This window comes from Brasilonema octagenarum UFV-OR1 (genome assembly GCF_963888615.1).
GTDB classification, from domain to species: Bacteria; Cyanobacteriota; Cyanobacteriia; order Cyanobacteriales; family Nostocaceae; genus Brasilonema; species Brasilonema sennae.
The window spans coordinates 41004-53426 of record NZ_CAWPKW010000237.1 but is presented as its reverse complement, the minus strand read 5'-3'; the positions used below and the strand labels follow the sequence as shown (position 1 = coordinate 53426).

At 47.8% G+C, this 12423-nt stretch carries 11 protein-coding genes; all 11 read left to right on the top strand.

The features are described from left to right. Positions 1–1009 (top strand): alpha/beta hydrolase (locus AC5590_RS19495; RefSeq protein ID WP_211178437.1); only part of this gene is annotated, 1009 nt, incomplete at its 5' end. 224 nt (positions 1010–1233) lie between these two features. Continuing rightward, complete coding sequence (gene fumC / locus AC5590_RS19490; protein WP_169265136.1) at positions 1234–2634, top strand: class II fumarate hydratase; 1401 nt, start codon at positions 1234–1236, stop codon at positions 2632–2634. A 122-nt stretch (positions 2635–2756) separates the two neighbouring features. Beyond that, complete coding sequence (locus AC5590_RS19485) at positions 2757–4400, top strand: NAD-dependent malic enzyme (RefSeq protein ID WP_169265135.1); 1644 nt, start codon at positions 2757–2759, stop codon at positions 4398–4400. Positions 4401–4729: 329 nt separating this feature from the next. Then, a complete protein-coding gene (locus tag AC5590_RS19480) occupies positions 4730–5116 on the top strand; it encodes a DUF6130 family protein (RefSeq protein WP_169265134.1) in 387 nt (128 codons plus the stop codon). 89 nt (positions 5117–5205) lie between these two features. Beyond that, entirely contained in the window at positions 5206–5766 is a 561-nt protein-coding gene (locus tag AC5590_RS19475) for a cytochrome P460 family protein (RefSeq protein WP_169265133.1), read from the top strand. A 210-nt stretch (positions 5767–5976) separates the two neighbouring features. Continuing rightward, the gene (locus tag AC5590_RS19470; RefSeq protein ID WP_169265132.1) at positions 5977–6486 is read left to right on the top strand and encodes a DUF1003 domain-containing protein; all 510 of its coding nucleotides are present in this window, start codon (positions 5977–5979) and stop codon (positions 6484–6486) included. Positions 6487–6497: 11 nt separating this feature from the next. After that, positions 6498–6620, top strand: coding sequence for a hypothetical protein (locus tag AC5590_RS19465; protein WP_282453055.1), 123 nt, complete (start codon positions 6498–6500; stop codon positions 6618–6620). Between the two features lie 374 nt (positions 6621–6994). Next, positions 6995–8698 (top strand): thiamine pyrophosphate-binding protein, encoded by a 1704-nt coding sequence (locus AC5590_RS19460; RefSeq protein WP_169265131.1) that lies wholly within the window; start codon positions 6995–6997, stop codon positions 8696–8698. Positions 8699–8746: 48 nt separating this feature from the next. Continuing rightward, the gene (locus AC5590_RS19455) at positions 8747–10393 is read left to right on the top strand and encodes an NAD-dependent malic enzyme (protein ID WP_169265130.1); all 1647 of its coding nucleotides are present in this window, start codon (positions 8747–8749) and stop codon (positions 10391–10393) included. A gap of 314 nt (positions 10394–10707) precedes the next feature. Next, positions 10708–12213, top strand: coding sequence for an NHLP bacteriocin system secretion protein (locus AC5590_RS19450; RefSeq protein WP_169265129.1), 1506 nt, complete (start codon positions 10708–10710; stop codon positions 12211–12213). 28 nt (positions 12214–12241) lie between these two features. Continuing rightward, positions 12242–12418 (top strand): hypothetical protein, encoded by a 177-nt coding sequence (locus AC5590_RS19445; protein ID WP_169265128.1) that lies wholly within the window; start codon positions 12242–12244, stop codon positions 12416–12418. Positions 12419–12423 lie beyond the last annotated feature (5 nt).

Genomic DNA, 12423 nt, shown 5'->3' with positions numbered 1-12423 from the left:
AAAGGAGAGTGTCATGGTTGCTCAAGTAAACTCACAATCACCAAAAATTTTGGAAGTTGCAGATGATCCACGTCTTTCCAAAGGAGTAAAGGAATTCTTGAAAGTGCTGAATTCAGGGGGTGTGGCGCTGGAGAAACTCACTCCAATCGAAGCACGTCAATTCCTTGTGGATGCACAGACTTCCGTTCCAGTAGACCTTTCAGGCATTGAAGAGTCCCAAAAGACGATTACTGCTGAGGGTTATTCAATTACCCTCAATATTGTACGACCTGAAGGGGTCAAAGGCACATTGCCCGTTTTCATCTTTATTCATGGTGGTGGTTGGGTGCTGGGTGATTACCCAACACACAAGCGCATGGTTCGCGATCTGGTTGTGCTTTCAGGATTTGCAGGTGTCTTTGTCAATTACACGCGCACGCCAGATGCTCAGTATCCACAGGCGATCAATGAGATTTATGCTGCGACAAAATGGGTTGCCGAGCATGGTGAGGAGATTGGAGTGGATGGCAAGAATCTGGCAGTCGTTGGCAATAGTGTCGGCGGCAACATGACAGCTGTCACTGCTTTGAAGGCGAAAGAAAAAGGAGGACCACACATTAAGCTGCAAATCCTAATGTGGCCTATTGTAGATGCTGATTTTGAAACGAATTCTTATCATCAATTCGGCGACAAGCGGTTCTTGACTGTACCAACGATGAAATGGATGTATGATATGTACATCGCTGATCCAGAAAAGCGCAAAGACATTTATGCTTCTCCCTTGCAGGCGACGGTTGAGCAACTCAAAGGCTTGCCAAGAGCATTAATTGTGGTTGCACAGAGCGATATCTTGCATGACGAAGGCACAGCTTATGGACGCAAGCTCGATGAAGCTGGGGTCGAGGTTACAACTGTGCAGTACAACGGCATGATTCATGACTTCGGGCTACTCAATGGTTTAGCTGAGTTGCCAGAAACCCGTTCTCTGTTTGTTCAAGCAGCAGCTGAATTAAAGAAACATCTGCAATAGGATGCGATCGTTTCCCGTTATGCCAAACTTCGGAGGTTTAACCCCTTACACCGAAACATTATATCTCATTTTTAGTAGAAACCTCCGAGGTTTGCGTAAGTCTTGAACATGCGGCATAACTAGTCAATCTCAACTGGTCATTATTGAATTAAGGCAGAAAACTAATAGATACAGCTTCTAATCTGCTCTTAGCATTTTCAGTGAACTATTTACCAAGATTGATCATGACTGCAATTCGCATTGAAACCGATAGCCTGGGTGAAGTCAAAGTTCCCAGTGATAAACTCTGGGGAGCGCAAACCCAGCGTTCGCTCGAACACTTCAGCATTGGAGAGGACTTAATCCCACGCGAGATGATTGTTGCCTATGCGGTACTCAAGAAAGCAGCGGCGATCGTCAATCATCAAGCTCAACGATTAGGTGACGAACAAAAGAATCTAATTTGCCAGGTTTGTGACGAGATTTTAGCAGGACAATACGTCGATCAGTTTCCTCTACATGTTTGGATGACAGGCAGCGGTACACAATTTAATATGAATGTCAATGAAGTGATTTCTAATCGTTGCTGTCAACTCGTCGGAAAACCATTGGGCAGTAAAACACCTGTGCATCCAAACGACCATGTGAATATGTCGCAATCATCCAATGACTCATTTCCGTCTGCAATGTATATTGCAACAGCACAAAGAGTAAATGAAGCGTTGATTCCGGCTGTTAAAGCATTACAAAATGCGCTAAATTCTAAAGCAGAAGACTGGAAAGATATTGTTAAAATTGGTCGTACTCACCTTCAGGATGCTACTCCACTCACATTGGGACAAGAATTTTCGGGTTACGTAGGCTTATTAGACGGTAATCTGGAGCGTTTAGCCGATAGCTTGAAAGGAGTATATCAACTAGCGTTGGGAGGAACGGCAGTCGGCACAGGAATTAACTCAACGCCTGAGTTTGCAGAAGCCGTTGCAGCAGAGATTGCTCAACTCAGCGGGCTACCTTTTGTCAGTGCTCCTAACAAATTTACGGTGCAGGGTAGCCATGATGCGCTGGTGATGCTTAGTGGAGCGCTGAAAACTTTGGCAACCTCTTTGTACAAAATTGCGAATGATATTCGTTTATTGAGTTGTGGACCTCGCTGTGGTTTTCACGAACTGGATATTCCTGCCAATGAACCAGGCTCATCCATTATGCCTGGTAAGGTGAATCCGACCCAGTGTGAAGCTCTGACAATGATTGCAGTACAAGTCATGGCAAATGATATAGCAGTGACGTTTGGTGGGGCGAGTGGCTATCTGGAGATGAATGTTTATAAGCCAGTAATCATTCACAATGTCATGCACTCGATTCGGATTATCAGCGATGGATGTCACAACTTTAGTCGGTTTTTGGTGACAGGAATGCAGCCCAACCAAAAACAAATTAGTGCCTTTGTGGAGCGATCGTTGATGTTAGTAACGGCTCTCAGTCCGATGATTGGGTACGACAAAGCCTCGCAAGTGGCGCACTATGCCCTCAATCACGAACTGACGCTAAAGGAAGCTGCGTTAGAACTGGGTTACGTTTCTGCTGACGAGTTTGACCGAGTCGTTGATCCAGCTAAGATGGTTCATCCTTATGTTGCAAAGTAGACATTAGACCTCTTTCAAATCATGGTCAAAGCCCGCACACAACCTAATCAAAAAATTGAATTGGAAAGAAGTTTCTTGAACTCAATTGATGTGACAAGTTAGCACCTGAAGGAGTTGAAGTAATGAACTACGAAATTAACCGGAACGGCAAACGCGGAATTGAACTTCTCCATGATCCATCGCTGAATAAATCTACTGCCTATACAGAGGCAGAACGGCAGGCGTTGGGACTGGTGGGGCTAGTTCCTGATGTCACCGAATCGGAAGATCTGCAATTGCGCCGCGTGATGCAGCAGCTTGGTCATAAGAACACCGATCTTGATCGCTATATTTACCTGATCAATTTGCTCGATCACGACGAAACCCTATTTTTTCGGACGATTATGTCAGATCCAGCACGGTTTTTGCCGATTGTCTATGACCCGACAATCGGAGAAGCCTGCCTCAAGTTTGGATATATCTTTCGGAATCCCAGAGGAATGTATGTGTCGATCGAGCGGCGAGGGCAGGTGAAGAAAATTCTCCAGAATTGGCCAGTTAAGGATGTGAGAGTTATTTGCGTCACGGATGGAGGACGGATTCTTGGATTAGGCGATCTGGGTGCGAACGGCATGGGTATTCCGATTGGCAAACTGCAACTTTACACGGCAACTGCTGGAGTGCCGCCTACAGGACTGCTGCCCATCTACCTGGATGCTGGGACTAACAACGAACAATACCTCCACGATCCGCTGTATTTAGGTCTTCGCAAGACACGTCCGTCAACCGAGGAACTGTACAGCTTCGTCGATGAATTTGTGGATGCCGTACAGGAAGTGTTTCCTAAATGCTGTATTCACTTTGAAGACTGGACGGGAGTTGATGCGGTACATCTGTTGGAACGTTATCGAAACAAAGTATCTTGCTACAACGATGATGTGCAGGGAACAGCAGGGATTACGCTGGCTGGTATGATTAACGCAACGAAACTCAAGGGGACACAACTCAAGGATGAAAAATATTTGTTCCTAGGTGCAGGATCAGCGGCGATCGGTCTGGCAAACCTGCTCTGTACAGCGCTCGTGGCACAGGGGATGACGCTGGAAGATGCCCAGTCGCGGGTGTCTATGTTCGACATCAACGGCTTGCTGGAACCAACCCGCACGGATCTCGTGGATTTCCAGAAACCTTATGCACATTCGCATCCGCCAACTAAAGACTTTGTAGCTGCTATTGAAAGCATCAAGCCCACGACCATCATTGGGGTCAGTACAGTTGGTGGTGCTTTCACCCAACAGGTAGTTGAAACCATGTCGCAGCTTAATGATCGCCCTGTAATTATGGCACTGTCGAACCCGACTGAACATGCAGAATGCACACCTGAGCAGGCGTATACCTGGTCGAAGGGCAAGGCAATTTATGCGGCTGGAGTGCAGTTCCCACCCGTTCACTTGAATGGTCAAACCTTTCTGCCGGGACAAGCTAACAATTTCTACATCTTTCCAGCGGTTGGGTTAGCGATCTATGCTACAGCAGCAAAGCGGGTTTCTGATGAAATGTTTATTGAAGCAGCAGCAGCGGTTGCCGATCAGGTGCCGGAAGACCTGTTGAAGCAGGGACTCATTTATCCGCCGCAGTCGAACATCCTGGAAACCGAGATTAAGACCGCAATACGGGTGGCAAAACTGGTGTTTGACAGTGGACTGGCACGGGTTGATCGCCCTGCCAACATTGATGCATTCATCCGTCAGCACGTTTACAAGCCGGAGTATAAGACACTCGTTTGAGAAAATTTGATTATGTTGCTAACGCCGTTCTTTCTACAGGCAACTAGCCTCGAAGAAACGGTGATAGCTTCTCGGAGCTATGACTCTGCACCTGTTCAAAGGGATCGTTCTTAGGACTTACGCACTGTACAGATTGAGCATCATGTGTATGAACGCGCATTCAATGGTTTGCGACCACAACTTGTAAGGTGGGCAGTGCCCTAAAATTATGTCTAGATTATCAGGTTTTACTCACCACTGCCCACCCTACACTCTAAAGAACATATTTGAGGACTTTCGTCAATCCGTAAGCTTTAGTTCTATAAATTACTTTGAAGTATTTACCCACTATGAACACTCACACACCAAGCGCCAAGGACATCATCGGTGCATCCCCGTTGTTCGCGATCGAAAACGAAGCACCTGCCAAGCTGATTGTTGATCCACCGCTTCCCGAACCACTGTCCCAGGGTCGTGTCTTCATCCAGTATCGGACGGAGAACCTGCGCGTGTTGCCAGTGTTTGGCAAAGGTGCCCTCGATGTATCGCCGCGTATCGGACACATCCACGTTACCGTCGATGATGCGTCCTGGCACTTTGCCGATGCCAGCGGTCAAACGATCATCCTGGTTGGACTGAAACCTGGAGCGCATAAGGTGTTGATCGAATTAGCTGACCCCACGCACAAAGTCATTACCAGCGAAACAGTAACGTTCACGCTGCCCGATGCTAAGTAAGGAGAGAACGGCAGAGACTGAATACGACAATCGATTTTTAGTGCAAGCGTAGTAAAGATTTCATAGCCATTTTTGAAAGGGTCTACTGTATGAGACGGATTGCTTTATTGCTGGTTACAGTTGTAATGGTCGCCAGCGTGGTTGCCTGCATGGTTCCACCATCTCAACACGCTGATGCACAGCCCCCCCCATCTCAACACGCTAATGCACAGCTCCCCCCGGTTCTCGGAGACAAAATCCCCCCCGGATACCGCTACTGGCCGTTGATCTCCGTGGCCCGCGAAAAAGGCGACCTCAACGATATACGCGCCAAATTGGGCAATGACGTAGCGATCAAGGCATACCGGGAAGGAAAACTTCCCTTCCCGGACGGCACAATCATTGCCCGGCTCGCCTGGAATTACGTCCCGTCGGAGGTAAACGACCAAGCCTTTGGCCATTTCCAATCTTTCGTAGCTGGGTCCCCCAAGGAGAAGGAGGGGGTTCAGTTTATGGTCAAGGACTCAAGAAAATACGCCTCGACCGGCGGCTGGGGGTACGCTCAATTTAACGACGGCAAACCTGGCAACGTGGCGGTACAAAACAGCTGCTTTTCCTGCCACACGTTCGTCAAAGATCGCGACTTTGTCTTTACGAATTTCGCGCCTTGAAGGCCGAAGGTGTGTTAGCTAATGTCGTGAGTTTCAGAAAGTAATGATTTAATTTATGCTCACAACCCGTTTCTATTGCTGCAATGGATGTGTATCGTTGGCGGCATAGCCCAGATTAATTTCAGTTTCATTTTCAGTCTTAAGAAAAATCGCTAAAATGCTTTTACAACTTGAGTTTTAAAGATTTTAGGTAAAAATCGTTGAAATGCTATGAACTCTAAACAACCCATAAGCAGTCAAGTCACTCCAGCCGAATATCAACTGTTGCTGAAGTTGCGGGAGCAAGATCCTGCTCAAAATCCACCTAAGCTGCGTTTGTCTTTCGGAGAGCGCATTGCTGATCAGGTTGCCACCGTTATGGGTTCTTGGCGTTTCATCATTGCTCAAAGCTGCTTTCTGGCAGTTTGGGTGATTCTGAATGTTGTTGCCGTGGTTAGACACTGGGACCCTTATCCGTTTATCCTGCTGAATTTAATGCTTTCGTTTCAAGCTGCTTATGCCGCTCCCATTATTATGATGAGCCAAAATCGGCAAGCTGCGATTGACCGACAAGAAGCTAAACACGATTATGAAATTAATATGAAAGCCGAATTGGAAATTGAACTTTTACACGATAAAATCACGCTTCTAAAAGAAGAGGAAATTGCGGAACTTATTAAGCTGGTACAAAAGCAAAATCAACAAATAGAGCAGTTAAAAACATTTTTGATACAAAGATAAATCAACGATGCTTGATGGGTGAGTTTGTCAATCCTAAATGGCTTAAGATGATGGCTTGGACAATTGCTGTCTTGATGGTTGGACTCAATAGCTGGTTACTGATTCAAGTCGCAATAGACGGGATTAAGTTTTAATTGCAGCGTCTCCCTTTGTGCGCATCATCTGCTTGCTCTTCCTTAACTTTTAGATGCACCCAAATTAAGGTGGATGCTGAACCTGAACTTAAGGTGGATGTCATGCTAATACCTGAGGTGGCTCAAAACGTGAACTCTGAGGTGACGACAGATTTGAGTTTGCCCTTTAGATTAAGAACATACAAACAGTTGTAGAATTAAAGAAAAGAGATGTCACAGTGCCGCTTGTACCGTGAATACTCTTGCCTACTGAAACTACGAGTAACCTGAAGTTTGCCGCAATCATTTGTGAAACATAACTGCAGATGACTGTTGCGATCTAGTAGTAATGGCGCTAGATAAGGTTCGATACTATCAAAGATAAAGTTTTTGACATGAGTAATTTGAATCAGTTTGGCACCTATTCTAACATCGGCACGTACCTGGCTGAACTTCTGCAAACGATCAAGATAGAGCACTATTTCACCGTTCCTGGTGATTACAACCTGGTTCTCCTTGACCAAATGTTAAAGAACCCTAATTTGCAGATGATCAACTGCTGTAATGAGCTTAATGCCGGATATGCAGCCGATGGCTATGCTCGCAGCAAGGGAGTATCGGCAGTGGTGGTCACGTTTACGGTTGGAGGGTTAAGCTTGGTGAATGCTATAGCGGGTGCCTACGCTGAAGATCTACCTGTGATTGTGATTTCCGGCGGACCCAATTCCAATGATCGCGCTCAGCACCATCTGATTCATCATTCCACTGCTAGCTATGATTTCAATCAGTCCTACCGCATCTTTCGAGAAATCACTGCCGAAGCGGTTGTGATTCGACATATTGAGGATGCTCATCGCCTGTTGCATCGGGCGCTAGAAGCCGCTATTCAGAAGCGTAAACCCGTCTACATTGAAATTGCTTCCAACTTGGTCACTGTCCCAATTCCCAAATCTGTACCATTGCAGCTCAAACGTCATGTGGAAAGCAATCCTGTCGCATTAGAAGCAGCAGTTGCAGCGGTTGCCGCTAAGCTGAATCAGGCGGTTAAACCTGCCCTGGTAGCTGGGGTGAAATTACGGGCGTTTGAGGCGATCGATGCGTTTCATAAACTCGCTGACCGTTCTGAGTATGCGGTTGCGGTCATGCCGAACGCCAAAGGCATGTTTCCTGAAACTCATCCCCAATACATTGGCTGCTATTGGGGACAGGTCAGTAGTCCTGGCTGTGCCGAAATCATTGAATCCTGTGATGCTTACTTGTTTGCAGGTCCCATCTTTAACGATTACACCACCGTTGGCTGGTCTGTGCTGATCGCTTCTGAAAAGCTAATTGAAGTACAGCCCGATCGCGTGATATTGAATGGACAGGAATATGCTCAGGTCTACATGCAGGAGTTTCTCGCTGCTCTAGCCGAGTCCATTCAGCCCAATGACACCTCTTTCAAGGCATTCAAGCGTATTCATGAATCCCCTTTGCCTGCTCAAGTTCTGCCAAACGAGGCTCCTTTGACTACGCGGACGATTCGCGAACAAGTTCAGTCCATCCTGACCAGCGACTCGGCGCTATTGGTGGAAACGGGAGATTCCTGGTTTAACGGGCAGAAAATCACGCTGCCCGATGGCTGTCTCTACGAGTTTCAGATGCAATATGGTTCGATCGGCTGGGCAACTGGAGCATTGCTGGGTTATGCTCTGGCACTGAATCAACAAAAACGAGTCATTGCCCTGATTGGAGACGGCTCATTTCAACTGACGGCTCAGGAAGTCTCCACCATGATTCGTTATGGGTTAAATCCAATTATTTTTCTGATCAACAACCGTGGCTACACGATCGAAGTGGAAATTCACGACGGTCCTTATAACAACATCAAAAATTGGGACTATGCCGGTCTGGTGCAGGTCTTCAATGCAGGTGAGGGCAAGGGCTGGAGCCGTCGAGTGCAAACAGTCGGTGAACTGACTGAAGCCATCGAGCAAGCTCAAGCTCATCAGGGATTAGCTTTGATTGAATGCATCATCGATCGCGATGACTGCACCAAAGAACTGCTGGAATGGGGTAGCCGAGTTGCGGCGGCGAATAGTCGTCCCCCTCAGATTTAACAAACTAAAGAACTAACCAAAGAATTAATCACAACAAAAGGTAAAACCATGATTCAAACCATTGCGAATACCCAATCATCTCAACTGCACGGTTCCGATATCCTCCACAACCCTCACCTGAACAAATCTACGGCCTTCACCGCAGCAGAACGCGAGTCACTCGGCTTAGTTGGACTCCTGCCAGAGGGATTGGAGAGCGAGGAAACTCAGATCCAACGGGTGATGCAGCACCTCGGACACAAAACGACCGATCTGGACAAATACATTTATCTCTCCGCTCTACAGGACAATGAGGAAACCCTGTACTTCAAAACGCTGATGTCCGATCCAGCCCGCTTCATCCCGCTGGTCTACACCCCAACAGTGGGAGAAGCCTGTCAAAAGTTCGGACACATTCTGCGGCGACCGAAAGGGCTTTACCTTTCTATTACTCACCGGGGACGGATCAAGGAGATCCTGCAACATTGGCCTGAGCGGGATGTGCGCTTTATTGTTGTCACCGATGGCGAACGAATTCTCGGTTTAGGCGATCTCGGTGTCAACGGCATGGGCATTCCGATCGGCAAACTGTCCCTTTACACCGCTTGTGCAGGTGTGCCACCCCAGTACACCTTGCCGATTACCCTGGATGTTGGCACCAACAACGAGAGCCTGCTGAGCGATCCGCTGTACCTGGGTTTGCGACAGCCTCGTGTGCGAGGGGAAGACTATGATGCGTTTATTGAGGAGTTTGTGACAGCAGTTCAGGATGTATTTCCCGGTTGCTGCATTCAGTTCGAGGACTTTGCCAATATTGACGCGATTCCAATTTTGGCACGCTATCGCGTCTGCTGGTTCAATGATGATATCCAGGGGACGGCAGCAGTGGCAGCGGCGGGAATCCTGGCTGCCCTTCGTCTCACAGGTGGAAAAATGTCTGAGCAAACCTGCCTTTTTCTGGGAGCAGGCTCGGCAGGTACAGGCATTGCTGATTTATTAGCTCAGGTGATGATGCAAGAAGGACTGTCGGCAGAACAGGCTCGCGGTCGCTGCTGGCTATTTGACCGCAAAGGATTGCTCCAGTCCAACCGGACTGATCTGGCTGAGTTTAAGAAGCCTTTCGCCCATCCCCACGCTCCTATCGATGACTATGCTGCCGCGATTGCTGATCTCAAGCCCACCGCAATTATTGGAGTCAGCAGCTTGGCAAAAGCCTTCAACCAGCAGGTAATCGAGACAATGGCGCGAGTCAATCAGCGTCCGATCATCTTTCCATACTCCAACCCTACCGCGCATTCAGAGTGTACAGCGCAAGAGGCGTACAAGTGGTCAGAGGGGCGGGCGGTGTTTGCCAGCGGCAGTCCTTTTCCACCTGTGAAGTATGGAGATAAAACCTTTGTTCCTGGGCAAGGCAACAACGTCTACATCTTTCCCGCGATGGGAATGGCAGTTTACGCGACTCAAGCCAAGCGAGTCACCGATGAGATGTTTATCACAGCAGCGAAGGCGTTGGCAGAACTGGTTTCACCCTCTGACCTGGCAATGGGGCTAGTCTATCCGCCGCAGTCAGAAATTTTCAAGACATCGTTGCACATTGCTCAAAAAGTTGCTGAAGTTATCTTTGCGAAAAATCTGGCTGGAGTGCCAAAGCCAAGCAATCTGCAAGCTTTCATTGAATCGCAAGCCTACACACCTGAATACAGAAGCCTTGTGTAACGCTGCACCTGTTCATCTGGCAATCCACTTTACAGCCATTTTCATGTAAACAAACCACAGTCATAGGGGTGCTCTTGCTTGCGCCTTTACAAACGGTGTGGTTCATTTAGGGAGATCCAAAAAAGAAAATATCCCACCGTACTCGTTATCGGGTGTGCAAAACGGTTATTAGTGTTGGAGCAAGAGCCTTTCAGGCTGGGCGACCGCGGGATATTTTATTACTGGTAAGTACCTTAGGTGAAAACTGCTATAATTAACCATCGACACATCTAAAACATTACCCCCAACTTTTGTCAGTCAACCAGGGGCTAACAATGGAATCACCTGACACATCAAGCAACGTACAGATGCCTGTTCAACAGGGTGGACACCACCCAGAATCATCAACGGGAGTTTTGGACAAGAATAAACCCGAAATTAAACCTGATCAGTCTGAGTCGGGACTTCAAAAGTCAAACGCGGTTGAAAAGAGCGGGGAAATTCGGCTGCGATTACTTCCGGTTGGAGTGCTGTTCATCGCCTTTGTCCTTTGGGGAGTGTTTGGGAAGATTCCCAATCGGGCTGAGGGACGGGCAGGTATTTTGATTCCTCGCTCCAGCATTGCGATTCAACCGCGTGAAGGGGGTCGGGTATTGGCGTTGAATATTCGACCAGGTGATACTGTAAAGATTGGGCAAGTATTAGCAACGATGGAGTTTCCTGAACTGGAAACAGAATTGCAAGACAAGCGCGGTCGCCTTGCAGATCTCAAGGCACAAAACAACCAAATTGGTTCCGTTCAAACGAATCGTAGTCAACTCAATTCAAGCGCTGTAGCACAGAAGCGTCAGGCAAATTTGGGTCAGATTGAATCGCTGCGGGTGCAATTGGCGAGCAATCAGAGCCAGCGAGAAGCGTACCTCGATCACCTCAAGTACCTGCATAGCTTTAAAGCATCTACGGATGAGAGACTCTCCGCTTACAATGCTTTGGCAAAAGAGGGGGCTGTCCCTCGGATTGGATTCCAACCGTATTTCTTTCAATTCAGTCAACAAGAAGTTGCCAACTCAGTGAACCAGACGCAAGTCGCCCTCGATCGCCTCAAGGGAGAAGATGAGAACCTAAGAGCACAGATGCAAACCCTGACAGCAGCGAATGAGGCACTGACTACCGAGAAGCGCAGTATCGACCTGCAAGATACCGTCAGTGATGTCACTCGATATAATGCGATTTCCGACCAACAACGCGATATCAACACCTTACAAACTAGAATTCGTGCCAATAGCCAGGTCGTCAGTCTCTACAACGGTAAAGTTGAGGAAATTTCTGTCAATTCAGGTGAAGTAGTGCCTCCGAGTGGTCGCATCGGCAGGCTGGCAGTCGATAACCCCAATGCCAAAGTCAATGTGGTGGCACTGTTCAAAGTGGGTGATGCAAAGCAGTTAGCACCAGGAATGGAAGTCGAAGTTATTCCTGATTTATACGATCGCGAACGCTATGGTGGCATCGTTGCAAAAGTCATTCAGGTGGCTCAACAGCCAGTCACCGCATCCGAATTATCCAATCTGGTCGGCAGTCAGGATCTGGCAGAGAAGCTGTTATTGGGACGCGATAAGGACGATCGCGATAAGCCTCAACCGATAAACGCCAGCGTGACGAAGGTGATCCTGGAACTCCAAACGGACTCTCATACACCCAGTGGCTTTAAGTGGACTGAAGGTAAGGGAGCACCCAGAGCAATTACAGACGGGACAACTGCTGATGTCAATGCTGTAATTGAGGAGCGATCGCTCCTTAGTTACTTAACTCCCGCTTTTCGTTGGATTACGGGAGTATACTGATACTAATTTTTAATTGGAGCCGAATGCTATGCAACATTCTAATAGACGGGCGAAGTGGTGGGCTTGGTGGCTGAAGTGGTGGGTAATTGCAGCCGCGATCGTGTTTATCTTGATGGTCTTTAGTGAGCCACCCCAGCTTTGGTTCTGGTTGGTCGCGTTTTTTGCGCTACTTCTCTATTCTGTTGAACGCGCAATCAACGAGTAAATAAA